The sequence below is a fragment of the Exiguobacterium sp. s122 genome, assembly GCF_018618475.1.
In the GTDB taxonomy this organism is placed as follows: Bacteria; Bacillota; Bacilli; order Exiguobacteriales; family Exiguobacteriaceae; genus Exiguobacterium; species Exiguobacterium himgiriensis.
In genome coordinates, this window is sequence record NZ_JACSMD010000003.1 from 180,842 (window position 1) to 207,357 (window position 26,516).

A 26,516-nucleotide genomic window follows, 5' to 3' on the forward strand; every position below is an offset into this window, starting at 1 on the left:
TCTCATGATCGATCAACACGAATTAGATCCAGTTCGCAGGAAAAAGACGATTCGCTCGCTCGTCGGCTATGCCAAACAAGTGAAGCGCTCGATTTTCCTCGGCTTGTTCTTACTCTTTTTAGCGGTCGGCGCAGAACTTGCCGGTCCGTATATCGCAAAAATCATCATTGACGACCACATCGTCGCCATCGAGCGCGATTGGGTACAAGTCGAATCAGGCGGAAGTGTCTCCTTTGAAGGGAACGCCTATGAAAAAGAAACAAGACTCGACGGGGAGACGGTCGTAAGACCGGTCTCCATCGTCCAAACGACAGATGGGTATTATCTTGTCCCTGATGCCGTCATGAACGGCGGGGTCCGGGAAGTCGACAACGGGGTCCTTACGATTACACGAAGCGATGAGTCTGCGACTTACGACAACATCGTACCGCTCTCCTCGACTGACGTGTTCCAGTTTTATGAAACGGACCTCCGGGCTGTCCTCTTTTTATCTGGCCTTTACGTCGTGTTGCTGTTGATTGCGGCAGGACTAAACTGGGGGCAACAGATGCTCCTTCAGCGCTCGGCTCACCAAATCGTCAAAACGATGCGACTCGATGTCATGCGCCACTTGCAAACTATCCCGGTGCGTTATTTCGACCAAACACCAATCGGGAAAATCGTCAGTCGGGTCACGAACGACACGGAGACGATTCGCGATCTCTATTTAGGGGTCCTCGCCCGTGTGTTCCAAAGCATTGTCATGATGATTGGTGTTTTGATTGCCATGTTCTTCTTAGACGTACGGCTTGGTCTTGTCTCGCTCATCATCATTCCGGTCGTTATTGTCTGGATCAAGTTGTTCCAACGTCTGTCGACGCGCAACAACTTCCGAGTACGTGCCCTCGTCGCGGATATGAACGCCCAATTGAACGAGAGTATTCAAACGATGCCAATCATTCAATCGTACGTGAAGGAAGGGCTCGTCTATGACGAGTTCAATGAAAAGAACAGCGACAACTTCCAGACGCGCCGGAAGCTGCTCAAGCTTGATGCACTCATGTCGCACAACTTAGTTAACTTCTTCCGTAACATGGCGCTTGCCCTCCTCATCTGGGTCGTCGGGGCGCAGACGCTAGGGACAGGGAGCGTGCTCACGCTCGGAATTTTGTACGCGTATATCGATTACGTCTCACGGATTTTCGAGCCGGTGACACAAATCATGAACCAATTGTCGCCACTTCAACAAGCACTCGTTTCGGCAGACCGGATGTTCCAGTTGCTCGACGAGGAAGGGGAGGACGTATCGACCGACCGCATTCCACGCTTTAAAGGGGAAGTCGTGTTTGAGGATGTCTCATTTAGTTATGAGGCCGGGAAGCCGGTACTCCAACACATCGATATCCACGCCGCGCCTGGGGAGACCGTCGCGCTCGTCGGTCATACCGGTAGCGGGAAGAGCTCAATTATGAACTTGCTCATGCGCTTCTACGATCCGTCGAACGGAACGCTCAACATCGACGGGATGGACGTGACGAAACTGCCGACGCAAGCGGTCCGCGATCATCTCGGCATCGTGCTCCAAGATCCGTTCTTGTTCACAGGATCGATTAAGACGAACGTGACGCTCGGGGACGAGACGATTTCCGATGAGCGAGTCTGGCAGGCGCTCACAGCGGTCGGAGCCGATCGCTTCGTCAAACAGTTGCCAAACGGTCTCGAAGAACCGGTCATCGAACGTGGTGCGTCGCTTTCGAGTGGAGAACGACAACTCATCAGCTTTGCACGTGCCCTCGTCTTTGACCCGGCGATTCTCGTCTTAGACGAAGCGACAGCCAGTGTCGACTCGGAGACGGAAGCGCTCATCCAAGACGCGCTCAAGACGCTCACGAAAGGACGGACGACGTTTGTCATTGCTCACCGACTCTCGACGATTCGGGAAGCCGACCAAATTCTCGTGCTCGATCATGGACACATCATCGAACGCGGAAACCATCAATCGCTCATCGCGCACGGCGGTGTGTACGCCCGTATGCATGAGCTTCAAAGTAAACAACAAGCGATTAGCTAAGAAAGGAGAGCGTATGGAGATTATCGGAAAGCATAACCGTGCCAAAGTATTCAATGAACGGATGGATGACATGACGCGGTCGCAACTCCAGACACTCGTCGACCAACCGTTCACAGAAGGCGCGACGATTCGAATCATGCCGGACATGCATGCCGGCAAAGGTTCGGTCGTCGGCACGACGATGACGATTCATGACAAGATTGTCCCGAACCTGGTCGGCGTCGACCTCGGGTGCGGCATGCTCTGCACCGAGATCAAGGCGAAGCGAATCGACTTTCAAAAGCTCGATGACGTCATTCGTCAAAAGGTGCCGAGTGGAATGAACATTCGGGGGGAGGCGCATCCTTACGCATCAACGCTTCCGTTAGAAGACGTCCGAGCCCCGTTCAAACTCGACCGTGCCTTGCGCTCGGTCGGGACGCTCGGGTCGGGAAACCATTTTATTGAAGTGAATGAGGACAACGGACGGACGTATCTCGTCATCCATTCGGGGTCGCGTCATCTCGGTGTTCAAATTGCCGACCATTATCAAAATCGTGCCATCGAACACATGATGAAGACGAACGATGTGATGGAAGCGATTGACCAGTTGAAAGCGGCCGGGCGTGAGCATGAGATTTCAACGTATCTCGAGACAGAGCGTGAGGCGCGGAGAAAATTCCGTGACCTCGCCTATGTCGAAGGCGACGCGATGGAAGATTATATGCATGATGTACGGATCGCCCAACAGTACGCTGCAAGTAATCGTCTGGCTATGACGGACGTCATCGTTGAGGCGATGAACTGGCACGTCCTTGACCAGTTCGACACGGTGCATAACTACATCGACCATGACGATCGAATCCTTCGAAAAGGTGCGATTTCGGCGAAGGATGGGGAGCGGGTCATCATTCCGATGAATATGCGGGACGGATCGCTCATCTGTACCGGAAAAGGCAATCCAGATTGGAACTTCTCAGGACCGCACGGGGCGGGACGGATCATGTCACGTTCGGCTGCGCGGAAGCGCGTTGACTTTAACGAATTCAAACAAACGATGTCTGGTGTGTGGTCGACGTCAGTCCGGCCGTCGACGATAGACGAGTCGCCATTCGTCTATAAATCGATGAAGGAAATCGTCCGTTATATCGAACCGGCCGTTACGATCGATCAAGTCATCAAACCGCTCTATAACTTTAAGGCGAACTGAACCACGTGTTCAGTTTCGTCTTTTTCTTTTCTGTGAGAAATCTGATACGCTACAAGTGAGGTGAACGAAATGGAAAAACGATTGAGTGACTTATCGAAATACGAATTGGAACAAGAGATTCGAGCGCTCCACGAACGAAAACGGAAAGCGGAGCAGATGGGGATGGTTAGTGAGATTGAAGTCGTCTTGCGCCGTATCGCCATCGCCGAGAGCTATTTGATTGACCCATCGTCGTTCAAACCAGGAGAGACGTACATCGTCAACTACAATGAACGCCCGTTTCGTTTAAAGTTCGTCAATGGCGTCATGGGATGGGGCACGTTCGAAGGTGAGACGACGGAGCATGCGATTCCACTTTCGGAACTGTCAGAGGTGCGCTCATGAACCGACCCGAACAATATGAACGATTGGCCGAGATGTTGAAAGCGAAAAATGATGTGTTGACAGAACTTGAGGCGTTGACATGGGTCGAGGTGCTTTGGGAAGATTTTGAGACGTCGCTCGCGCGAGCGGGTGAACCGTATCCGGGAGAGGCCAAGTCGTTTCAATACGTCGTACAACAGATTGATGCGTACGGGCCACAACTTCATTTATTTCAAACGAAAAATGAGAAGTTCAAACACTTGATGTCGAAACGAAATCTTCACTAAAATCACGCCACATTCGGCGTGATTTTTTACTTGCAAACAAAACGGAATTCGGTATAATGAAAGGCGCTATAAGTTCGCTTTTTTGTTAAGTATTTATAAACTTTCTTTAGTTGAAATCATTTTATACTAAACTTGTTTGCAAGCGAAAGGAGGGCGAAGATATGGAAGTCGGGCAAAAAATCAAACGGCTCCGTGTGAAAAACGGGTTGACGCAAGAAGAATTGGCGGAACGTACCGATTTGAGCAAAGGATACATCTCTCAAATTGAACGCGATTTGAGTTCACCTTCACTTGAGACATTGTTTGACTTGTTAGAAGTACTCGGGTGCTCGCCAAAAGAGTTCTTCGATGAGGACGTGTTCCAAAAAGTCGTCTATACCGAAGAAGATCGGACGATACACGTCGATGAGGAGCGTCGCTATCGGACCGAATGGCTCATCCCGGAATCAAACGAAAAAGATATGGAGCCGATTGTGCTCAAGTTTTCAAAAAACGGCGAGTTCAAACGGTACGAACCGTCACGCTCCGAGACGTTCGTGTATGTGTTGTCAGGACATATTGCCTTAAAGCTCGGCAATCGCACCTACTTTGCCAAGGCGGGCGAGACGCTTTATTATGTCGCCTCTGATTCGCATCAACTCGTCAACGATTACGACGGCGAGAGCGAATGTCTCGTCGTCGCGACCCATTCATACCTATAAGAAGGAGGAATTGAGATGAACGAACAAACGATTATCCGCTTTGACAATGTCTCGAAGCGTTACGACGACACCGTCGTCTTAGAAGACATCAGTTTTGAGATTGAGCGAGGGAAATTTTATACGCTACTCGGACCATCGGGATGTGGAAAAACGACGATTCTTCGGCTGATTGCAGGGTTCACCGATGCCTCGAACGGTGATATTCACTTTGATGGCAAACGGATTAACGAGGTGCCGGCCAATAAACGTCAAGTGAACACCGTGTTCCAAGATTATGCGCTCTTCCCGCACCTGAACGTGTTTGAGAACGTCGCATTCGGTCTTCGTATCAAAAAAATGAAAGAGGCTGACATTAAGACGAAAGTCGAGCAGGCACTCAAGTTCGTCAACTTGGTCGGGTATGATTCGCGTGAAATCGATGAGTTGTCGGGCGGACAGCGCCAACGGGTCGCCATCGCGCGTGCCATCGTCAATGAGCCAGAAGTCATCTTGCTCGACGAACCGCTCTCAGCGCTCGATTTGAAATTGCGTACAGAGATGCAGTATGAGCTACGTGAACTTCAGCAACGTCTCGGCATCACATTCATCTTCGTCACCCACGACCAAGAAGAAGCGCTCGCCATGTCAGACGAGATTTTCGTCATGAACAACGGGCGCATCGTCCAAAGCGGGACACCGACCGACATTTACGACGAACCGATTAACCGTTTCGTCGCTGACTTTATCGGTGAATCGAATATCGTCCCAGCTGTCATGCCAGAAGACCACGTCGTCTCGTTTGCCGGGAAGACGTTCGACTGCGTCGACCAAGGGTTTGACCGCAATGAAAAAGTCGAAGTGATCATCCGTCCGGAAGATTTGGAGATGACGTCCGTCGATTCGGCGAAACTGGTCGTCGATGTCGATTCGCAACTGTTCCGCGGCGTCCATTACGAGATTTGTTGCTATGATGAAGAAGGAAACGAATGGCTCGTTCATTCGACGAAAAAATCAGTCGTTGGTTCGAAAATTGGACTCACGTTCGACGAGGAAGCGATTCACGTCATGCGCCTAGGAGAGACGGAGGAAGAGTTCGATCGCCGCCTCGAGTCGTACGAGGAGGTCGCCCATGAATCGAACTAGTCAAACAGCGAAGACGGTTTACATGACGACGTATTGGGTGTGGATTGCCCTATTCGTCATTGCACCGCTCTTCCTCGTTCTTTACTATTCTTTCTTTGATATTGAAGGGAACTTGAGTTTAGAGAACTATCGGACGTTCTTCACGTCGACGTATTTGACGATGACGCTGTCGTCGTTCTGGTATGCGTTCTTGATCACATTTTTCTCGCTCCTCATTGGCTATCCGACGGCCTACTTGTTGACGAAGACGAAGCACAAACAATTGTGGCTCCTTCTGATCATCTTGCCGTCGTGGATCAACTTGTTATTGAAAGCCTACGCGTTCCTCGGAATTTTTGGGACGTACGGCATCACGAACCAGTTTTTAGAGGCGATTGGGATTGGGACGCGTCAGATTTTGTTCACGGACTTCAGCTTCGTGTTTGTGTCCGTATACATTTTTATCCCGTTCATGATTTTGCCGATTTATAACGCCATCGAGAAGTTACCGCCGTCACTCGTCTATGCGTCGCGTGACCTAGGGGCCTCAAACTGGACGACGTTCCGACGCGTTATCTTCCCGCTCACGCTTGACGGTGTCAAATCGGGGATTCAAATCGTCTTTATCCCGGCACTTTCACTCTTCATGATTACACGTCTTATTGCTGGAAACCGGGTCATTACACTCGGGACGGCAATCGAACAACAATTCCTCGTTACGCAAAACTGGGGCATGGGCTCAACGATTGCCGTGTTCTTAATTTTGGCGATGGTGCTTGTCATGGTCATCACGCGTGACTGGGGTTCAAAAGGAGCGGTGCGTCGATGAAACAACGAAAATTCAAATGGGCAAACTTGTATTTGATGGCGGTGTTCTTCATCCTATACGCGCCGATTCTTTACTTGGTCGTCTACTCGTTCAATAGCGGCGGGACGATGAGTAGCTTTGACGGGTTCACGCTCGAGTGGTACGAGGCACTCTTCACCGACACACGTCTTCTCGTCATCGTCTTAAACACGATTGTCATCGCGCTGCTCTCAGCGACAATTTCGACCGTACTCGGGGTCATCGGGGCACTTGCCATCTATACGGCCAAACAGAAGTACACGAAGACGTCGCTCTTGTCACTTAACAACGTGTTGATCGTCAGTCCGGACGTGATTATTGGGGCGTCGTTCCTTATCTTATTCACGATGCTCGGGATCCAGCTCGGGTTCTACTCGGTGCTATTGGCCCACATAGCGTTCTCGGTCCCAATCGTCGTCATTCTCGTCTTGCCAAAATTGCAAGAGATGAGCCCGACGTTAATCGATGCGTCACGTGATTTAGGAGCGAGCACGTGGGATGTGCTCACAAAAGTGATTTTGCCGTACATCACCCCTGGTATTTTCGCCGGCTTCTTTACGGCACTCACGTATTCGCTCGATGACTTCGCCGTCACGTTCTTCGTAACGGGGAACGGGTTCTCGACACTCGCAGTCGAAGTCTACTCACGGGCACGTCAAGGGATCTCGCTTGAGATTAACGCCTTGTCGACACTACTGTTCCTGTTCACTCTCATGCTCGTTCTTGGATACTATGTACTCGCGCGACGTGCGGCGAAGGAGGTTAGACGATGAAAAAGTTAGTCATCATGTTAACGGCACCGCTCCTCGTCAGCTTCGGCATCTTGTTTTGGATTTATCAAATCAATATGGCGCAAGGGTTCGGTGGCGACAATACGCTCGTCGTCTACAACTGGGGCGACTATATCGATGAGGACTTGATTGATGAGTTCGAGGAAGAGACCGGACTAAAGGTCATCTACCAGACGTTTGACTCGAACGAGGCGATGCTCACGAAAATTCAGCAAGGCGGTACGGCTTACGACATCGCTGTCCCGTCCGACTACGCCATCAGCAAAATGATTGAAGAGGATTTACTCGTCCCAATCGACTATACCAAGCTTGAGAATTTCGACAACATCGACCCGCGCTTCCTCGATAAGTCGTTTGACCCCGGCAATAAATACTCGGTCCCTTACTTTTGGGGAACGGTCGGGATTGTCTATAACCCGGAACTTGTCGACGGGGAGATCACGTCGTGGAACGACCTATGGGAGATGCCGCTTGAAAACGACATCTTGCTCGCGGACGGAACGCGTGAAGTAATGGGCTTCGGCTTGAACTCGCTCGGCTATTCGCTCAATACGACTGACGAAGCGGAACTGCTCGAGGCGGAGAAGAAGCTCGAGACGCTTTGGCCGAACATTAAAGCCATCGTCGGCGATGAGATTAAGATGCTCATGGCGAACCGGGAAGCGGCAGCGGCCGTCGTCTGGTCCGGTGACGCCTCAGAGATTATGTACGAGAACGAAGAGTTGACGTATGTCATCCCGGAAGAAGGGACGAATCTTTGGTTCGATAACTTGGTCATCCCGAGCACGTCCCGTAACGTCGAAGGGGCACATCAGTTCATCGACTTCATGCTCGACGCTGAAATTGCAGCACGCAACACGGATTATGTCGGCTACTCAACACCGAACGAAGCCGCCCTCGAGTTTTTAGATGAAGAAGTTGTCACAGATGAGCGGTTTTATCCCGATAAAGAAGTGACGGATGAGCTTGAAGTGTATGAGAATTTAGGCAAACGAATGAACGCGTATTACAATGAGTTGTATTTGCGCTTCAAAATGCAGAGTAAATGAACGAAGTCCCGCTCGAAGGTGAGCGGGACTTTTTTAATAGCTAACGTATACCTTGTTGCGTGTCTTCTGGCGCTTATGCGTTGAGGCGCCAACGTCAACTAGTCGAGGATTTCGTCTGTTGGATTGCGTTCATGTGCGCTGTTTTGATCTCAGTACTTGCGTTCGTGTAAGGTAAGAGTTTTTCATACAAATCGATTTGTTCGGTAGCCGTCAAACGAATATCACGAGAGACGGTCATCTGTTTTGCCCATGATTTTCGATTTAATACAGGTACAGATGACGACTCAACACGTTTCAATGTCGAACGGTCACTGAATACAATCCAAGAATGTAAATGGCTCCGGTCGAGTCGAAGTACTTGTTCAATCGCACGCATGTGTAGCTCGTTTTGTTTGATCGGGTTATAGAATTTAAACTTCTTTCGATTGGCTAACGTTTGGGTCCATTGTCGGTCTTGTTCCCGTCCAAAAATCCAACCGCTATAGTTTTTTGACTCAATGACATGGATGCCACTTTCATTGATGAACACTACATCGATTTCTGTCGTCCGGTCTCGCTTCGTCGGATGAGGTAAGTATACGTTCGTCAAGATGATTGGGGCGATTCGACGTGCCTCGATTTCGGCGACGCAACGATACTCTCCATACAGCCCGATATCCTGCACGACTTTCATATAGCGATGTCCTGTCTGTGCATAATATTGACTTTGTTTATAGCGCTTTACTTTCATATAAATGATTGTTCCGCAAATCAGAAATAGGGGGACAGCGAAACTAACTAACGAAATGAATATACCTTCGAGAACGTCATTCAATAATTGGCCCATTGGGATGCTCCTTTCTTGTCTACATTCACTATACAAGACGGAGAGTTGTGATTGAGCCGTTTTTACGATGAATCGGGAATCAGATTTTAAAAAGTGACATGTGCATAATGAAAAAACCAGCCATCTGGTAAAGTGGCTGGTCCAAAGGGATATTCACGGTTGCTGCAATTCCACACGTTCCGCCTCGGTGAAAACACGGGAGCGAGTTAAAAACCGCTTCCCTTCGACACCTTCGACGGAAAACATGCCGCCTCTGCCATCGACAACGTCGATGATGAGTTGCGTATGCTTCCAATAATCGTATTGCTTCTCGTGGATATAGAATGGGCACCCCCCGATTTCGCCAAGTAAGACGTCGTGATCACCGACGAGAAATTCACCTTGGGGAAAGCACATTGGTGAACTTCCGTCACAACATCCGCCAGACTGGTGAAACAGGAGTGGTCCATGCTTTTGTTTCAGTCGATCGAGAAGCGCGAGCGTGGCGGGGGTGGCCTCGACGCGGTTCACCATCTTAGAAGAACCCGAGTTTTTGTTCGCTGTAGCTGACAAGCATATTTTTCGTACGTTGATAATGGCTAAGCATCATCTTATGGTTCTCACGGCCGATCCCTGACATCTTATATCCGCCGAACGCCGCGTGCGCCGGATATTGGTGATAACAGTTGATCCAAACGCGACCTGCTTGAATGTCACGACCGAAACGGTAAGCCCGGTTCATGTCGCGCGTCCATACACCCGCGCCGAGGCCATAGAGCGTGTCGTTGGCGATGGCGATGGCTTCGGCGTCGTCTTTGAACGTCGTCACCGAGAGGACTGGTCCAAAGATTTCTTCCTGGAAGATGCGCATCTTGTTATGGCCTTTAAAGATCGTCGGTTGGACGTAGAAGCCGTCCGCGAGCTCACCGTCCATCACGTTGCGCTCACCACCGATGAGGCACTCGGCACCTTCCGATTTCCCGATCTCGAGGTACGACAAGATTTTTTCGAGTTGCTCGTTCGACGCTTGGGCGCCCATCATGACGTCAGGGTCGAGCGGGTTGCCGAGCTTGATCGCTTTCACGCGTTCGAGGACGCGCTCCATGAACGGCTCATAAATCGACTCATGAATGAGGGCACGTGACGGACACGTACACACTTCCCCTTGGTTCAACGCGAACATGACAAGTCCTTCAATCGCTTTGTCGAAGAAGTCATCGTCTGCATCCATAATGTCGGCGAAGAAGATGTTCGGCGATTTTCCGCCAAGCTCGAGTGTCACCGGGATGATGTTTTGAGATGCGTATTGCATGATGAGGCGCCCAGTCGTCGTCTCACCTGTGAACGCGACTTTATCCACACGGTCGCTTGATGCGAGCGGCTTCCCAGCTTCAAGCCCGAACCCGTTGACGATATTCAATACGCCTGGCGGGAGCAAGTCTTCAATCAATTCGAGGAGCACCATAATCGAAGCCGGCGTTTGTTCGGCTGGTTTTAAGACGATACAGTTCCCAGCAGCGAGAGCCGGAGCGACTTTCCAGACGGCCATCAAAATCGGGAAGTTCCATGGGATAATTTGCGCGACAACGCCGAGGGGCTCTTGGAAATGATAGGCGACCGTGTCGTTGTCGAGTTCGCTAATGCCACCTTCTTGTGAACGGATGACGCCTGCGAAATAGCGGAAATGATCGATGGCGAGCGGGAGGTCGGCGTTTAACGTCTCCCGAACGGCTTTCCCGTTTTCCCACGTCTCCGCATAAGCGAGCATTTCAAGGTTTTCTTCCATACGGTCCGCGATTTTATTCAAGATGACGGCTCGTTCGGTCACCGATGTCTTGCCCCATGCGTCTTTTGCAGCATGGGCCGCGTCTAGTGCAAGTTCGATATCTTCTTTTGTCGAGCGTGCGACTTCACATAAAACTTTACCATTTACCGGAGAGGTGTTCTCAAAATATTCTCCCCCGGCAGGCGCTGTCCACTTCCCATTGATGTAATTCTCATAGCGGTCTTTAAAGTGTACTTTCGTGCCTGTCGAGTTCGGGACTTCGTAAATCATGGTCGTTCCTCCCTTTTCCGTAAAGTATCGGGAATTTGTGTATGCGCTTACATTTTTGAAGTAAGCGAAGAGCTCCCTTTTTTATCCTAACGGGTAAGCGTGATAAATGTCAAAATTTTTTGACAATAATTTGTCACATTTATTTTAAATGTTTTGAAGTCAAGATTTGTGGTAAACATCTTATTAGAATCAATTCAAAAAATCGAAGGAGTGGACCTACTTATGGCAAAAACGTATCAAGTTGACCCAGCACATAGCACCATCAACTTTACAGTCAAACACATGATGATTTCGAAAGTAAAAGGAGAATTTAAAGACTTTCACGTCGAGGCGAACGGTCAGCCTGACGATTTGGCAAACGCTCGGGCGACGGTCAAGATTAAAGCCGCATCCATCGACACGAACAATGGGGATCGTGACAACCATCTTCGGTCTGGCGACTTTTTCGATGTCGAACAGCATGAAGACATCGTGTTCGAGTCGACGTCCTTCCGCTCAAAGGGTGGTAACGATTTCGAGTTGACGGGCAACTTAACGATTCGTGGCACGACACGTGAAGAGACGTTCGAAGTCGAATATGAAGGAAGCGCCAAAGATCCTTGGGGTAACTTAAAGCATGCCTTCACAGGGAACGGAACCATTAACCGTGAAGATTACGGTTTGACTTGGAACCAAGCGCTCGAAGCGGGTGGCGTTCTCGTCGACAAGAAAATTAAATTTGATTTCGAGCTCCAGTTCACGGAATCAGAAGCATAAGAAAAGTCGCTCCGCGGAGCGACTTTTTATGATTCATAAGCCAATTTTTTCTGCAAACTTGCTTCACTGAACACCCAGCCGGTGAACGAAGACAACACTTCGTTCGATTCCTCGTCGACGATGACGACGGCGACGAACGGATAAATGTCTTTTGAGAAGTAACGCAAATTCGTGAACCGGTACTCGATCATGCCGTTATGGCGTGTGACCGTGTACGTGTGAATCTTCGAGAACTCGAGGAACGCCTGAAGGTCCGCGTTTTTACGCGCCTCGACGAAATGAAGATCATCTTCACCTGGCATTGGCTTATCACGGAAACGACCACATTCGATGACCGTCCCTTTTTTTACTTTGACGGCACCGAGGCCATCGCGGAAGCGGACCGCGACGTGCCAATCATCCCAACCAATTCCCGGCGAGATGAAGAGCTCGTGGGCGCCGGCGAAGTGACGCGCGACCGTGGCGAGTGCACGGTTACGCAACTTGAACTGAATCGCGTAGTAACTGATGACGAGCGCAATGAGCAGTGCAAAAATCGGGACAGTCGCCCCTGTGATGAGCCATAATACATATGCTCCGTAATAGGCGGAGAACAAGTACGGGTCGAACGTCCCGATGACGCCCCAGCCAATCCATTTTTTCGAGAAAGGTTGGAGGGCTTGCGTCCCGTAGGCGTTGAACAAATCAACGGTGACGTGGAGCAACACAGCGATTTGAGCCATGACCCAAAGTGAGGCAGGGTTGACGCCAAGCACGGTCCCGATGACTGCGCTGACGATGATCGGCCAAGCAAGGAGTGCGGTGATTCCGTGTGAACGACCGCGATGCTGGCGTAAATACGTGCTATTGCCTTTTAATTTGAAGACCGTATCAAAATCCGGAGCGTGCGAACCGACGAGCGCCGTCGCGGTCATGGCGAGAAAAAGCTGGGCATCACCTGACACTTCCGGGCTGAGTGTCGCCATGGCACTTAAACCAAGTCCCATCCCAATGTGAGTAGCTGTATCCAATGTGCTTCAGCACCTCCATCAAATAAACACGTCGTTAACTGATCCTAATCATCATACAATATTTTTAAATCGAGGGGAAACGAAATGCTTGATCTTGATAAATTGTTCACAAATTATACTATTCCTGAATTTAATGAAAATCTAGTGACATGGTTCAACCGTGAAAAACGTGATTTGCCTTGGCGTCACAACAAAAATCCATACCGGGTCTGGGTGAGTGAAGTCATGTTGCAACAGACGCGTGTCGATACGGTCATCCCTTATTTCAACCGATTCATGGAACGGTTCCCGACGATCGAGTCGCTCGCGGAGGCCGAACCAGAAGACGTCGTCAAATATTGGGAAGGCCTTGGGTATTACTCACGCATTCGCAATCTTCATCAAGCAGTTCGTGAAGTGGTCGCGGTCTATGATGGAATCGTCCCCGAAGAGAAAGAACGATTCGAGAAGTTAAAAGGAGTCGGTCCGTACACGACAGGAGCTGTACTCTCAATCGCCTACAATCAACCAGAACCGGCCGTCGATGGGAACGTCATGCGCGTCATGTCGCGGCAGTTCGGCATTTATGACGACATCGCCCTCCCGAAAACACGGAAACTGTTCGAACAAGTCGTTCGGCGCCTGATGGACCCGAGTCATGCCTCTGATTTTAATGAAAGCGTCATGGAACTCGGAGCGACAGTATGTACACCGAAAAACCCGATGTGTTCGCTTTGTCCCGTTCAGGAACACTGCTATGCTTATACCCACAACGTGCAAGATGAACTCCCCGTTAAAACGAAAAAAGGGGCGTCCCGAATTGAGATGTATGATGCGCTCTATTGTCATCAAGATGGGAAGACAGCTTATGTGAAACGACCGGACACAGGTCTTCTCGCCGGAATGTGGCAATACCCGCTTACAGAGCGTGGAACAGGGGAACAGGTAAACGGAACCTATGTAGGACAAGTGAAACATGTGTTCTCACACATCGTCTGGTACCTTGACTTGTATGTCGTCGAGACGTTACCAGAAGGGGAATGGGTATGGCTCGATGGAGAAGAACGGGCCGTACTGACGGTGTCGGTGGCACAACAAAAACTCGAACAGATGGTAGGTGTTGACGATGAGACAGTTTGACGTATCGACGACGTTTGACACGTCATCCGAGCAACTATGGGCACTGCTACAAGACGCCTCGCTCTTGACGGAGTTGACCACGTTTCCACAAGTAACACTCCTTGGGGACGGGGCTTCAGTCGAAGGTAACCGGATTCGGCTTCAAATCGGGGTGGGACCGGTGACGTTCCCGTGGCATAGCCACATCACGATTGCCGGGGAACAAGCGTTTTGCGATCAAGGCGTGAAGTTGCCGTTTCCGTTCAAACGATTTTGTCACGTCCACCGTGTCGAGACGCGAGCGGGGAAAGCTGTCATGGTCGATGAAGTGACGTTCGACAGTTATCTTCCGAACGTACTCATCGAACATTTTGTGTTGCGCCCGATGTTCAAGTCACGAGCGGACGCTTTCCAAAACATACTAAATTCCTGAAAATAAGAGATTTCCTTTTTCATTGGTTCTGAAAGTCGCTATAATTAAATATGAGAATTGTATAGCATCATAGCGGAAAGGAGGAGCTTATGAGCTTATTTCCCAAAGCAGGTAGCAAGATCGAGATACAGAGCTACAAGCACAACGGAACTTTGCATCGCGTTTGGGAAGAAACGCTCGTCCTTCAGTCGTCAAAAACGGATATGATCGGATTCAATGACCGCATCATGGTCAGCGAGTCAGACGGTCGGCAATGGAGAACGCGAGAGCCGGCAATTTGCTACTTTTCATCTGAGTTTTGGTTCAATGTCATCTGTATGATTCGCGAAGACGGGATTTACTATTACTGTAATCTAGGTTCGCCGACAACGTTTGATGGCAACGAACGCGCCATCAAGTACATCGATTACGATTTGGACATTAAGGTGTTCCCAGATATGTCGTACACGATTTTAGATGAGGATGAATATGAGCGGCATCGTCGCGAGATGAATTATCCGAAAGCGATTGATCGAATCTTGAAACAGAACGTTCAAGAACTTATCAACTGGATTCGAGGACGGAAAGGGCCGTTCAACCCAACATTCGTCGATGAATGGTATCGCGAATACGAAGCACGTTACCGGAGATGATTGCTCATCTCCGCTTTTTTTCTTGAAGGAGGAACTATGGGCAGTATTAAACGTTATTTGCAATTTGTTAAGCCGTATAAAAAACAAATTGCACTCACCATCTTCGTCGGAATCTTGAAATTTTCGATTCCGCTCGGATTACCGTTACTTTATCGATATGTCATTGATACTTATTTGACAGACCCGGAGCCGGCGGCCGATTACACTGAACTCGTCTGGTTGTTCAGCATCGTCTTCTTCATCTTTCTCGTCTTGAAACCGCCAATTGAATATTTGCGACAATACTTGGCGCAATGGGCGGCAACACGCGTCTTGTTTGACGTGCGGAACCGATTGTTCGACCACGTTCAAAAATTGTCGCTCCGCTTCTACTCGAACAATAAGACAGGGCAAATTATCTCGCGCATCATCAATGACGTCGAGCAGACAAAAGACTTCGTCATTACCGGTCTGATGAACATTTGGCTCGATATGGTCACGATTTTAATTGCCATTGCGATTATGTACACGATTGATCCGCAACTGACGCTCATCGCCATCTTACCGCTTCCGTTCTATGCCATCGCCGTCCGATATTTTTACGGACGCCTGCGTCGCTTGACACGCGAGCGTTCGGCCGCGCTTGCCGAGCTGCAAGGGCATTTGACCGAACGGGTGAACGGCATGGCCGTCATTCGTAGCTTCGCGCTCGAACCGTACGAAAATAAAGCGTTCGAACAGCAAAACGGTGGCTTCTTAAAAGCGGCACTCCGGCACACGGGGTGGAACGCGAAGACGTACGTCGTCGTCTCGACGATTACCGACATCGCCCCGATTTTGATTTTTACGACGGCGTCATGGCTCGTCTTGCAAGACCAAGTCTCGCTCGGTACGCTCGTCGCGTTTATCGCTTATATCGACCGGTTGTATGCCCCGCTCGGTCGACTCGTCAACTCGGCGACGACGCTCACACAGTCGGTCGCGTCGATGGACCGGGTGTTCGAGTTCCTCGATGAACCGTATGACATCGAAGAAAAGCGGGATGCGTTCGTACCTGTTCAAACGGCAGGGAACATCGAGCTCGACCGCGTCGGCTTCGCTTACGAAAAAGAAGGGACACGTGCCCTTCATGACGTCAGCTTATCGATTCGTGAAGGGGAACGAGTCGCGTTCGTCGGCATGTCCGGCGGCGGAAAATCAACACTCGTCAGCTTAATCCCACGTTTTTACGACGTCACGGATGGCAGCATAAAAATCGACGGTGTCGACGTGCGGGACTTCAAACTGCGCGCACTCCGCGATCAAATCGGCATGGTCATGCAAGACTCGGTGCTCTTCAGTGAGTCGGTCGCGATGAACATCCGAATGGGGAATCCGGAGGCGTCAGACGAAGACGTCATCGCTGCAGCGAAAGCTGCGAACGCACACGAGTTCATCTCGAACTTGCCGAACGGATACGATACACCGGTCGGCGAGAAAGGTGTGAAGTTGTCAGGGGGTCAAAAGCAACGTCTCGCGATCGCCCGCGTCTTCTTGAAGCACCCGCCAATCATCATTCTCGACGAAGCGACGAGTGCGCTCGACCTCGAGAGTGAGGCGATGATTCAAGATTCGCTTGCGCGCCTGACGAAAGGACGGACGACATTGATCGTCGCCCACCGCTTGTCTACGATCACCGATGCCGATAAAATCGTTGTCGTCGACAACGGTCGCATCCTTGAGACGGGGACACATGAAGAATTGATGCGTCGTCGTGGTGCGTATTACGACCTGTATATGATTCAAGATTTAGCGGTTGTCGAATGAGGCTTCGAGTTCTAAACTCGAAGTCTTTTTTTTGTTTTTAGAATTCGCTAGACGGGAATGAGGTAACGACATGAAAAAGGGGGACGATTCAATGATGAATGGGGAAGGTTTGATTCAAGTTCGGCCGCTCAATGAGGGGATTGAATTAACGTGGTCACTCGAAGGGGAAGTGCATGTCGTTCGAAACGGCACGGACGTCTACCGGGGAACCGAGCACCATTATGTGGACCTTGAAACAAAAGTCGGCGAACAAGTGGCATATCAGTTAACGTTTGCGTCAGGAGAAGAGGCGAGCGTCTACACGGCTGCTGTCAACCCGACAGACGACGTGTATTGGAATCGGCATATGACCGCTGCTGTTGTAACCGACACGGGCACATATTTACAGTGGGATCCGATTTCAGACGTGGATTCGTATGCGATTTATCGGCAAGGTCGCCGCGTCGCAGAAGTGAGTGGATCCGGATATATCGATGACACACCGTTACAGGAGCCAACGTTTTATGAAGTACGAGCATTGCGACCGATGAAACGTACCGGCAAACCTGGTGCGCATTTGATTGACTTTGTCGGGAAAGCGATGACGCTCGGGAAAGAACACACCCTTTCGACGAGACGGGACAGCGAATTGTATGTCATGTACTTTATGGTGAGTCCGTCGACTCCGGAAATCACAGAAGTGAGCGACGTCCAGTTACGTGTCCAGCCCTTTATAAAGCCGCCAATTTTAAAGAACCCGAATTTGTTCTCTCCCCACCCTTACTTTGAAGGGGATGGTCGCTCGTATAACGTCTATGCTGAAGATTATCGAACACGGACCGAAGTCATGGTCGAACAGTTAAACGACGTGCCACTCGTCTCGATTAAAAAAGATGCGAACGTGACAAGGGGTTATACGAAACATCATAAACTGACGGGAGAAGACGTGGCTTCAGTCGATCAAGTCTATCTAGAAGATGTCTCCATCGAGTCTGGGGAAGTGACGTATCGTCTTAAGCATTCGGTCGGCAACCCACTCGTGATTGCGCCAGATATTAAGTATACGATTGTCGCACATCTAAAAAATCGACCAACGTTCAAGTTATCGGGCGAGCATACGCAATCTCCACATCATGAGATTTATCTGCGCATAGGAGAGGCGCCATGGATGACCATTCACCGTGCCGACGACTTAGGGGTCAGTTTTATGGCTCAACCTTTACCGTACTGCCACTGGACGTATCTCACGTGTATACAATAAAAACACCCGCCACCTTCATGAGGTTGGCGGGTTTGTCTGTTGATCGATAAACCGACTCCGTTCTTCTGGTGTCGGAAGTTTACACGTCTCTTTCGTTCCGAACCACTTGTAACGATTTTTGGCAATGACGTCGTATGCGAAATCTCGAATCGGTCTCGGTACGATGCGAACGAGACCGAGCCAACGCCATCCCCCATCTAATCCTTCGGCAATCCGGATGGCCGCATCTGACTTGAGATAAGGCACACCGTTTTTCAGAAGGACGATACTGTCAATCGCTTCTGGGATCCGGTGCCGGGTTCGCAACTCTTTTCCGGCGTCCCCTTGAAGAGATGCAAAGTGGAAGTGACCTTTTGAGTCACGATTCAGAATGAATTGGACGCTTGCGTCGCAGAAGTTACAGTCTCCATCAAACAATACAATCGCTGGCATGAACATCGCCTCCTTCACTCTTCGTAGTTACCGTTCGGACGACGAGTTAAACGTCAAGCTGCAATCTGTCGGACCGGCTCCATTTTATAGAGCGAGACATAATACAAGTACCCTCCAATAGCACCGAAAGCGAAGATGTAACCGCTCATCAACATTGGACCGATGAATGCGCCGACGACAATGCCGGCAGCGGCCACAAGTTTTGCGCCGTGGAACGTCAACCCGCCGAACGCTAAATACGAAGCGCGCCGCTCCGGGTCAAGCAAGTCAATTTGTTTCACTTGCCGAATTGGGGAATAAAGGAGCTCCCCGACCGTGAAAATGATGGCAAGGACGGCGAGGACGAAAAAGGAATTCATCGACGTGATCGCGGCGAACGCGGTGACGTACAACAACAGTCCGATAAAAAACACCTGTTTCTCCCGGAAGCGTTTGACGAAGGCGGTGACGGCGAACGTGATCGCGACGACGAGAAGCGTGTTCTCGAGTTGCATGAACGCCATCATCCGAACCCCGTCAAACGGGACGCCAACAATCAATCGTTCCTGAAACGTTTCGGCGAGATGCACGCCGATGTAGTTCGCCATATGAAACTCGGTCGAGAAGACAAGCATGCTACCAAGGACAAACAGCATCCACCGCCGGTCGGAAAGGGCGATACGATAGTTGGTGATGACCCCGACGATTGGATTCGCAGGTGTAGAACGATTGCCGGTATATGAATCGACAAGGAAGCGCTGTAAGACGAGTGTCGTGACGATTAACACGAGTGTCATTCCGACGAATAGGGCGAAACGGTGATCGCGATAGAACAACCCGCCGAGCATGACACCGCCCGCGATGGCCAAGTTGACGAGCCAGTAGTCATAGACGTAAATCGCTTTTCGATTCGACTCTTCCATCGAATCGATGACGATCGCCTCGAGCGCTGGATAATTTAATCCGTTGGCGATCGCATGACCGAAGTACAAAATGGCGACGGCGAGGGCCCAATTATTTGACGGATGGATGGCGACCGTCATCCCGACAAAGCAAAGGATTTGGACGACTTGCCCGATTTGTAAGACGTGTTTTCGATTAAACCGGTCCGAGAAGTACCCACCAAACAAGCCGGTGACATACCCGACAATGACGAAAGACGTCATGATGAATCCGGCGGCGATTTTGCCGAGTTCTGCTGAAAAGTATAAAGCCATAAATGGGAAGATTGCCGAACCGACGATGCGGATGAAGAAGCCGCAGACGAGCCGGAGTCGGACGTTCGTAGGAAAATCTTTAAATTTCATGTGAGCACCTCCTTGCACCTACTTTAAACGTGGACTACACTTGGAAAAAAGAGACAAATTAAATGGAGATGTCCACTTTTAAGGAGGAGTCCGATGAATCCGAAGCTTGTTTCCATCTATCGTTACGCCACGGAGCGGGAACGAGAACACGTGACGTTACGCGAGGCGGTCAGAGCCACGGGATATAGTGAGAAACAAATCAAGCGGGATGTGAACGTGTGGAAACAGGCCGGCTGGGTTGTCTATCGACCGGGAAAGGGCAGGGGACATGAATCCGTCATTCAGTTTGTGCCATCTTTTGGGCAAACGTTAATGACCTGGGTAGAGTCGTCGTTCGCCCATATTACGATGACAGAGGCGGCGAAATGGCTTGAGTGGGAATGGCCACCTGTATTGCGTGAGAAAATCCAGGCGCACATTTGGGGACGCTTCGGTTTTGAACAGACGGAAGAGGACCGTTTCGTTTTCCCGCGCACGAGACCGCTCGCATCCCTTGACCCGCTCGACATTCATATTGCGATGGAGGCGTCGCTCGCCCGCCAGTTGTTCGACCGATTGTTCGAATGGGACGGATATATGATTCGACCGTCGCTTGCCCATCATATAGAAGCAACACGTTTTGGTTTTCGTTTATATATTCGAAAAGGGGTGCTGTTCCATAACGGCATGTCGCTCTCAGCGAAGGAGGTTGTTTATTCGCTCAATCGCTTATTGCGATATGGAAAACAGCGATGGCTGTTCGCTCCGATCGAGCAAGTCGATTCTCCGGCTCCTTACATCGTCGACATCTATACATCGGCGCACCGCGGCTACATCGAGCGGCTCTTAGCGCAGACACCCGCCTCCATTTCGTATAAAGGGTTTGAAGGAACGGTCGGGACCGGGCCGTTTAAACTCGATCAAGTGTCAGAAGACGTCACACGTTTCCGAGCGTTTGATCGCGGATTACGTCCTCGACCTTCATTGGACGTTGTCGAGTTCGTGACGTTTTCGGAATCGGACTATACGGAATGGAGCACGCGTGACGATCATCATCTCGTGAAATGGATTGCCGAAGCGGGAGCTCGTTACGCCGTCTTCAACATGAGACACTCGTGGTTGAAGGACGCACCGGACGTTCGACGTACCATTCTCGAGACAATCGACAAAACAGAGCTCGTCGCGTTAGGAGGAGAGCGGCATCAAGTCGCCCATGGTTTTTTTCCGGATGCGAGTCGAGCATTCGAACGAGATGTAAGCGCTCGTGTCGACACTCGATCCGTTCGCCTCTTGCATTTACCTTATGCGACGGCAACGGAAGACGCACTATTGATTGCGAAGCAACTGACGGCTGCAGGTTTCGTGGTGGAGACCGCTGTCTACACGTTGTCCACACTGTTTGAGGAAGAGACGCTTCGGCGCGCGGATGTCATCCTCTGTGGTGAGATGATGAATGAAGACTTGGACTTGGCATTTTTAGCGTTTCTGACGAGCGAGTTATCCCTTGTCGGCAATTTACTTGCCGAAGACGAGACGCTTCGGACGATGATGGATCGCTATCATCAAGTCGATTTAGACGTTTGGCCGCATCTTCATCGGGAAGTCGAACGTTATGTGACCGAAGCCGCGTACGTTATCCCGCTTTATCACGTGGCGCGGGAACGACGATTCCCAACCTTTCTCGGAAATGTACCCATAGATATTTATGGTCATCCACGCTATGAACAATTATGGATTCGGCCGTCCATCTAAAAAACGGAGATGCCGCGGCATCTCCGTTTCCTTATAACTGTTCGAACGCGCGGTTGACCGCGACAATCGTCTCGTCGATATCTTGTTCCGTATGCGCTGTCGTCAAGAACCACGCCTCGTATTTCGAAGGGGCCAAGTTGACGCCGTTCTCAAGCATGAGTTTGAAGAAACGCCCGAACACTTCACCGTCCGATTTTTCCGCCCCGTCGTAATCGGTAACGATTTCGTCTGTGAAGTAGACCGTGAGTGCGCCTTTCAATCGGTTGAGCGTGATCGTCACGCCGTGCGTCTTAGCCGCCTCACGAATTCCTGTCTCAAGGCGCGCGCCGAGTGCGTCGAGGGCCTCATAGACACCCGGTTGCGCCAACACTTCCAAGCAAGCAATCCCGGTCGCCATTGAAGCGGGGTTCCCGGCCATTGTCCCGGCTTGATAGGCAGGGCCGAGCGGTGCGACCGTCTCCATGATTTCGGCTTTTCCGCCGTAAGCGCCAATTGGCAATCCGCCGCCGATAATTTTTCCGAGCGCCGTCATGTCTGGCTCGATACCATACACTTGCTGGGCACTTCCATACGTGAAGCGGAACGCCGTGATGACCTCATCATAGATGACGAGGGCGCCGTGCTCATGCGTGATGTCGTTGACGGCTTGGAGGAAGCCGGGTTTCGGTTCGACGATGCCGAAGTTCCCGACGATCGGCTCGACAAGGACACAGGCGACTTGATCGCCCCATTCACGCATCATGTCCTGGAACGCCTCCACATCGTTGAACGGGACGGTGATGACTTCTTTCGCGGTCGCTTTCGTGACCCCTGCTGAATCCGGTGAACCGAGTGTCGCAGGACCGCTCCCGGCGGCAATCAACATCAAATCCGAGTGGCCGTGATAGCAACCGCTAAATTTGACGACGAGCTCGCGACCTGTATAGGCTCGGGCGACACGGACTGTGGTCATGACGGCTTCCGTTCCAGAGTTCGTGAAACGAACCTTATCCATAGATGGGATAGCAGCTTTTAGTTTCTTCGCAAATTCGACTTCGAGGGCATGTGGTGTCCCATAAAGAAGCCCTTTCGTCGAAGCTTCCACTAAAGCACGGTGGATATGCGGATGGGCGTGTCCGGTGATGATTGGCCCATATGCCGCTAAATAATCAATGTATCGATTGCCATCGACATCATAAAAGTATGCGCCTTCACCACGTTCCATATAGACGGGTGCGCCGCCGCCGACCGCCTTAAACGAACGTGAAGGGCTGTTGACGCCACCGACGATGTGGGTCTGAGCTTCCTCATAAAGGACGTCTGACTGTTTTCGAATAGGGGATGTTGACATATGTATTGCCTCCTTTTACAAATTCGCACTTATTGTATCATAGCCGTCAACCGCTTAAGCTCAACGTTTGACGGAGGCTTGAGAAATCAGTACACTATTTATAAAGATTACTATGTAAGAAATAGGTTAATTCTAACTAACATTTCGCATGAATTCTAATAGAAGAAATGAGGGATTGACGTGGGAAGCGAGATGCTTGACCATGCTGTTCAGTCGCTCCGAGAACATGGAGTCAGAATGACGCCTCAGCGCCAGGCCATTTTGGAGTACCTCGTCACGGAGCATAGTCATCCGACGGCGGATGACATTTATAAGGCACTATCGGGACGTTTTCCGAATATGAGTGTCGCCACGGTGTATAACAACTTACGAGTCTTTAAAGAGATTGGACTCGTTCAAGAGATGAACTACGGAGATGCCTCGAGCCGATTTGACTTCGTCACATCGCGCCATTATCACATCATTTGCGATACGTGCGGGAAAGTCGTTGATTTCAATTATCCGGTACTCGATGAAATTGAAGCGGTCGCTTCTCAGCTGACCGGCTTCAAAGTCGATCGACATCGCCTTGAAGTGTACGGGACATGCCCGACGTGCCAAGCTGAACAAACGCATACACATTAAAAAAACACATCCGGTGCGCGGATGTGTTTTTTTAATCGTGTTGCTCTGATTGACGTTTGTTATATTTCTCGTCAAATTCTTTCCCTTCGAGTGAGCGGTCAATCGTCAACGGTTCGTCACAATGCATACATAAATCGACGCGACCGAGCATCTTTGTCTCTTTCTCGCAGTTCGGGCATGTGACGATGATGGCTTTTGTCGAGGCCATGCCGATGATGAAGTAAAGGGCAGAGCTCGATAAGACCATCAAGAAACCGAGTAACATGAAAATAATCATTAACCACGTGATACTCTTCGCAAGTAACCCGAGGTACATGACACCGATTCCGCCGAAGATGAGCAATAACGCGACGTTCCGAGCTCGGTTGATTTTATTCCCCCGTTTTTTCATTCTACAATCCCTCCATGTCTGTCTATACTATATCTCATCTATCCGACGGTGAGAAGTTCGCGCATTCCGTGGCAGGAGAAATTTATAAACAAGGCGAATCAATTTCGTAGCAGAGTAGATACTTGTGTGGACGAGGTGTTCACGATGAGAAAGAAGGGGTCAAGGTGACGATGGAATACGCCACGCGAACGATTTATTCAGAGTATGCAGCCTTGAAAACGACGCTCGGGATTATCGAAGTAAAGAAAAAACGCCCGAGAGATCCATTAACTGATCAATCAGATCGCTTGTTGATTGTCATCGAGGCGAAAAATGAACCGTTTTGGACAGTAAAACACTATCACATCGGACAAGAAAAGATTGTCCTTCATGTTGTGAGCGATTCGATGATGGACCGCTGGATTGTCATGAATGAAAATCGACGTGCCATTCATTGGATTGAAGATGGTATGGTATTATTTGAGAGAAATGAATTCTTACTAGAACTTCGACAGCGATTACGAAACTTTTCGAACGAAGATCAACGCCTTCAACTTTCACTCGCGTTTGCAAAACTGCTCAGACGATTTGAAGATGGACGCAGTTTGTTTTTACAAGGAGAATACCAAGATGCATTCACGCAAATCCATCATGCTTTGACACACTTGGCACGCCTATCGATTTTAGAGGCGGGAATTCATCCGGAGATCATCTTATGGAAACAAGTCCGGAAATTGGATTTAGAGGTGTACAAGCTACATGAGGAGCTTGTGAGCGGGGGCGAAGAGCTCGAACAGCGTATTCATCTCGTCATCATCGGGATGGAGCACCTGATTCAATCGAAAGTATTGCCGGGAACGCTCTTGTTGCTTCAGGTGATGCAACAACAGGAAGAACCTTGGTCGTTCTCAGAACTGATGGAACAACCTGACTTGCAAGAGTTACGTGTTGATTTAGGGAGCATCATCAGTTTCCTCGTTCGAAAAGGTTATGTCCGGGCAGTAACGCGGCCGACGAAAGGGGTCGGGGTCGAAGCGATCGCGTATGAAATTTCTTAAATAGAATTAAGAATGGGGATTATCAAATCAATGAAAGTGACAAAGTTTCTTTTAAGTAGTGTGTTTATCATCGTCGCGGCGGTTTTCTTAACTTTCGTAACGGCCATATTCACAATGGGGGATCCGGTTGCAAGTGGGCGTCCCATCATTTGGACACTATGGTTTGTCGCTGTACTCGCGATTGTGATGATCGGGCTGTACGACTTCTCAAAACTTTCGAAACAGAGTTTGAAACGCGTCGGCATGGTCGGGACAGTAATCGGGATCGTCTTGTTCGCGTCAGTCAAAGGGTATTACGTGTATACTGCCGGGCTTCGGATTGAAGAGCGGGGCGTTGAGCTCCGGGACTATCGTCCGTTTAAATCGGAGTCCGATTTAGCAAAACTTGATGCACCTGCTTCGTTTAAAGTCGGTTCAGAACTTCCTCGTCTCGATGGGGCGACAGCACTCTATCCACTCTACGCCTCTTTCGTCGAGGCGACTTATCCGTCGGGAGACTATGATCCGTACGACGTCGAGTGGGGGAATAGTGCTGTCGTGTCGACGACGACAGGTGAAGCGTATGAACGATTGATCAACGGGAAAACTGATATCATTTTTGTCGCAGGGCCTTCAGATCAACAAATCGCCGCAGCAGAACGAAAAGGTGTCGAGTTCAATATGACGCCGATTGGACGTGAAGCGTTCATCTTCTTCGTCCATGAAGACAACCCGGTGGACTCGCTTGAATTAGAAGAGATCCAGCAAATTTATGCAGGCGATATTCGGAATTGGCAAGAAGTCGGAGGGAAAGATGATTCGATTCGTGCGTTCCAACGACCGGAAGGGAGCGGTAGCCAGACTGCCTTGCAACGGGTGATGGGCGATCGAAAATTGATGGCTGCTCCGGTCGAGGATGTCCCAGAAGGTATGGGCGGTATCATCGAACAGACGGCCGCGTATCAAAATCATAAAAATGCGATTGGCTTCTCTTTCCGTTTCTATGCCACTGAGATGATTGAAGACTATGACATTAAATTGCTTCAGGTGAACGGGGTGGCGCCTACGGTCGAGACGATTGCAGATGGCTCGTATCCGATCACGTCTGAATTTTATGCCATCACGACAGAAGATCGGTATGAAGAGTTCAAGCCCTTCCTGGACTGGATGGCTTCTGAAGAAGGACAGACGCTCGTGGAACGTACAGGGTATGTTCCGCTTGCGCAAGACTAATGAGTTGGGCCTCGAAAACGAGGCTCATTTTTTTATTTTTATTTAAATTTTATATTGACGGGATGAGGAATAGGTATTATAGTTATAAACGTTGTCACGACAAAAGATTATTTCAGAAAAACAATTTGTGAAAAAGTTATTGACGAAGATCTGGTTGACGTGATAAGTTAATAAAGTCGCCAAGAGCGGCAGACGAACTTTGAAAACTGAACGATGAGGCAAAAAAGTTTTACAATTTTTGAATGAAGCGCAAGCTTCGTCATTTTCAAGAGCTATATCA

Annotated in this window: 27 protein-coding genes; 19 read left to right on the plus strand and 8 right to left on the minus strand. The window is 50.0% G+C overall.

Annotation, left to right across the window (positions count from 1 at the left end; translation table 11 throughout):
• Positions 1–4 precede the first annotated feature (4 nt).
• The 9 genes from KNP92_RS13375 to KNP92_RS13415 all read left to right on the plus strand — a co-directional run bounded on the left by KNP92_RS13375 (position 5) and on the right by KNP92_RS13415 (position 8,378).
• On the plus strand, positions 5–2,050 hold the full coding sequence (locus tag KNP92_RS13375; protein WP_214841343.1) for an ABC transporter ATP-binding protein: 2,046 nt from the start codon (positions 5–7) through the stop codon (positions 2,048–2,050).
• Between the two features lie 13 nt (positions 2,051–2,063).
• Positions 2,064–3,239 (plus strand): RtcB family protein, encoded by a 1,176-nt coding sequence (locus KNP92_RS13380; RefSeq protein ID WP_214841350.1) that lies wholly within the window; start codon positions 2,064–2,066, stop codon positions 3,237–3,239.
• A gap of 69 nt (positions 3,240–3,308) precedes the next feature.
• A complete protein-coding gene (locus KNP92_RS13385; RefSeq protein ID WP_214841352.1) occupies positions 3,309–3,623 on the plus strand; it encodes a YfhH family protein in 315 nt (104 codons plus the stop codon).
• Positions 3,620–3,889 carry a YfhJ family protein gene (locus KNP92_RS13390; protein WP_214841354.1) on the plus strand — a complete coding sequence of 90 codons (270 nt, stop codon included), beginning with the start codon at positions 3,620–3,622 and terminating at the stop codon, positions 3,887–3,889. Before KNP92_RS13385 ends, KNP92_RS13390 begins: the two co-directional genes overlap by 4 nt.
• 161 nt (positions 3,890–4,050) lie before the next feature.
• Positions 4,051–4,590, plus strand: a complete 540-nt coding sequence (locus KNP92_RS13395; protein WP_214841356.1) for a helix-turn-helix domain-containing protein — start codon at positions 4,051–4,053, stop codon at positions 4,588–4,590.
• A gap of 15 nt (positions 4,591–4,605) precedes the next feature.
• Positions 4,606–5,712 carry an ABC transporter ATP-binding protein gene (locus KNP92_RS13400; protein ID WP_214841357.1) on the plus strand — a complete coding sequence of 369 codons (1,107 nt, stop codon included), beginning with the start codon at positions 4,606–4,608 and terminating at the stop codon, positions 5,710–5,712.
• Positions 5,699–6,520: an ABC transporter permease gene (locus KNP92_RS13405; protein ID WP_214841359.1), complete on the plus strand. Its 822-nt coding sequence runs from the start codon at positions 5,699–5,701 to the stop codon at positions 6,518–6,520. The genes KNP92_RS13400 and KNP92_RS13405 overlap by 14 nt, the downstream gene beginning before the upstream one ends.
• A complete protein-coding gene (locus KNP92_RS13410; RefSeq protein WP_214841366.1) occupies positions 6,517–7,311 on the plus strand; it encodes an ABC transporter permease in 795 nt (264 codons plus the stop codon). The genes KNP92_RS13405 and KNP92_RS13410 overlap by 4 nt, the downstream gene beginning before the upstream one ends.
• Complete coding sequence (locus KNP92_RS13415) at positions 7,308–8,378, plus strand: ABC transporter substrate-binding protein (RefSeq protein ID WP_214841368.1); 1,071 nt, start codon at positions 7,308–7,310, stop codon at positions 8,376–8,378. The genes KNP92_RS13410 and KNP92_RS13415 overlap by 4 nt, the downstream gene beginning before the upstream one ends.
• 94 nt (positions 8,379–8,472) lie before the next feature.
• Here KNP92_RS13415 and KNP92_RS13420 read toward each other — a convergent pair whose 3' ends face one another.
• The 3 genes from KNP92_RS13420 to adh form a co-directional block, all read right to left on the minus strand.
• Positions 8,473–9,108, minus strand: coding sequence for a nuclease-related domain-containing protein (locus KNP92_RS13420; RefSeq protein WP_251136594.1), 636 nt, complete (start codon positions 9,106–9,108; stop codon positions 8,473–8,475).
• A 249-nt stretch (positions 9,109–9,357) separates the two neighbouring features.
• Positions 9,358–9,717 (minus strand): DUF779 domain-containing protein, encoded by a 360-nt coding sequence (locus KNP92_RS13425; protein ID WP_214841372.1) that lies wholly within the window; start codon positions 9,715–9,717, stop codon positions 9,358–9,360.
• Between the two features lies 1 nt (position 9,718).
• A complete protein-coding gene (gene adh, locus KNP92_RS13430; protein WP_214841376.1) occupies positions 9,719–11,239 on the minus strand; it encodes an aldehyde dehydrogenase in 1,521 nt (506 codons plus the stop codon).
• A gap of 222 nt (positions 11,240–11,461) precedes the next feature.
• Here adh and KNP92_RS13435 point away from each other — a divergent pair, with 222 nt between their 5' ends.
• Positions 11,462–11,995 (plus strand): YceI family protein, encoded by a 534-nt coding sequence (locus tag KNP92_RS13435; protein WP_214841379.1) that lies wholly within the window; start codon positions 11,462–11,464, stop codon positions 11,993–11,995.
• Positions 11,996–12,021: 26 nt separating this feature from the next.
• Here the strand turns inward: KNP92_RS13435 and KNP92_RS13440 are convergent, their stop codons facing one another.
• The gene (locus KNP92_RS13440) at positions 12,022–13,005 is read right to left on the minus strand and encodes a metal-dependent hydrolase (RefSeq protein ID WP_214841382.1); all 984 of its coding nucleotides are present in this window, start codon (positions 13,003–13,005) and stop codon (positions 12,022–12,024) included.
• Between the two features lie 84 nt (positions 13,006–13,089).
• Between KNP92_RS13440 and mutY the strand changes: the two genes are divergently transcribed.
• From mutY to KNP92_RS13465, 5 genes are all read left to right on the plus strand, one after another.
• Positions 13,090–14,124 (plus strand): A/G-specific adenine glycosylase, encoded by a 1,035-nt coding sequence (mutY, locus tag KNP92_RS13445; RefSeq protein ID WP_214841385.1) that lies wholly within the window; start codon positions 13,090–13,092, stop codon positions 14,122–14,124.
• Entirely contained in the window at positions 14,111–14,536 is a 426-nt protein-coding gene (locus KNP92_RS13450; RefSeq protein ID WP_214841388.1) for a hypothetical protein, read from the plus strand. Before mutY ends, KNP92_RS13450 begins: the two co-directional genes overlap by 14 nt.
• 89 nt (positions 14,537–14,625) lie before the next feature.
• The gene (gene ntdP, locus KNP92_RS13455; protein ID WP_034805392.1) at positions 14,626–15,168 is read left to right on the plus strand and encodes a nucleoside tri-diphosphate phosphatase; all 543 of its coding nucleotides are present in this window, start codon (positions 14,626–14,628) and stop codon (positions 15,166–15,168) included.
• A 36-nt stretch (positions 15,169–15,204) separates the two neighbouring features.
• Positions 15,205–16,953 carry an ABC transporter ATP-binding protein gene (locus KNP92_RS13460; protein WP_214841390.1) on the plus strand — a complete coding sequence of 583 codons (1,749 nt, stop codon included), beginning with the start codon at positions 15,205–15,207 and terminating at the stop codon, positions 16,951–16,953.
• A gap of 91 nt (positions 16,954–17,044) precedes the next feature.
• A complete protein-coding gene (locus KNP92_RS13465; protein ID WP_214841392.1) occupies positions 17,045–18,193 on the plus strand; it encodes a DUF3238 domain-containing protein in 1,149 nt (382 codons plus the stop codon).
• Positions 18,194–18,208: 15 nt separating this feature from the next.
• Here the strand turns inward: KNP92_RS13465 and KNP92_RS13470 are convergent, their stop codons facing one another.
• Both KNP92_RS13470 and KNP92_RS13475 read right to left on the minus strand, forming a co-directional pair.
• Positions 18,209–18,625 (minus strand): thiol-disulfide oxidoreductase DCC family protein, encoded by a 417-nt coding sequence (locus tag KNP92_RS13470; protein ID WP_214841393.1) that lies wholly within the window; start codon positions 18,623–18,625, stop codon positions 18,209–18,211.
• Between the two features lie 53 nt (positions 18,626–18,678).
• Positions 18,679–19,911 (minus strand): MFS transporter, encoded by a 1,233-nt coding sequence (locus KNP92_RS13475; protein WP_214841395.1) that lies wholly within the window; start codon positions 19,909–19,911, stop codon positions 18,679–18,681.
• A 93-nt stretch (positions 19,912–20,004) separates the two neighbouring features.
• Here KNP92_RS13475 and KNP92_RS13480 point away from each other — a divergent pair, with 93 nt between their 5' ends.
• Positions 20,005–21,642 (plus strand): ABC transporter substrate-binding protein, encoded by a 1,638-nt coding sequence (locus tag KNP92_RS13480; protein WP_214841397.1) that lies wholly within the window; start codon positions 20,005–20,007, stop codon positions 21,640–21,642.
• A 31-nt stretch (positions 21,643–21,673) separates the two neighbouring features.
• Here the strand turns inward: KNP92_RS13480 and KNP92_RS13485 are convergent, their stop codons facing one another.
• Positions 21,674–22,972 carry a glutamate-1-semialdehyde 2,1-aminomutase gene (locus KNP92_RS13485; protein ID WP_214841399.1) on the minus strand — a complete coding sequence of 433 codons (1,299 nt, stop codon included), beginning with the start codon at positions 22,970–22,972 and terminating at the stop codon, positions 21,674–21,676.
• Positions 22,973–23,164: 192 nt separating this feature from the next.
• On the opposite strand from KNP92_RS13485, the gene perR reads away from it, so the two are divergent.
• Positions 23,165–23,596: a peroxide-responsive transcriptional repressor PerR gene (gene perR / locus KNP92_RS13490; protein ID WP_167331253.1), complete on the plus strand. Its 432-nt coding sequence runs from the start codon at positions 23,165–23,167 to the stop codon at positions 23,594–23,596.
• Positions 23,597–23,627: 31 nt separating this feature from the next.
• On the opposite strand, the gene KNP92_RS13495 is transcribed toward perR, so the two are convergent.
• Positions 23,628–23,987, minus strand: coding sequence for a YgzB family protein (locus KNP92_RS13495; protein ID WP_214841401.1), 360 nt, complete (start codon positions 23,985–23,987; stop codon positions 23,628–23,630).
• 170 nt (positions 23,988–24,157) lie between these two features.
• Between KNP92_RS13495 and KNP92_RS13500 the strand changes: the two genes are divergently transcribed.
• Entirely contained in the window at positions 24,158–25,024 is an 867-nt protein-coding gene (locus KNP92_RS13500; protein ID WP_214841403.1) for a nucleotidyltransferase-like protein, read from the plus strand.
• Positions 25,025–25,084: 60 nt separating this feature from the next.
• Positions 25,085–26,236, plus strand: a complete 1,152-nt coding sequence (locus KNP92_RS13505; RefSeq protein ID WP_353047948.1) for a PstS family phosphate ABC transporter substrate-binding protein — start codon at positions 25,085–25,087, stop codon at positions 26,234–26,236.
• Positions 26,237–26,516 lie beyond the last annotated feature (280 nt).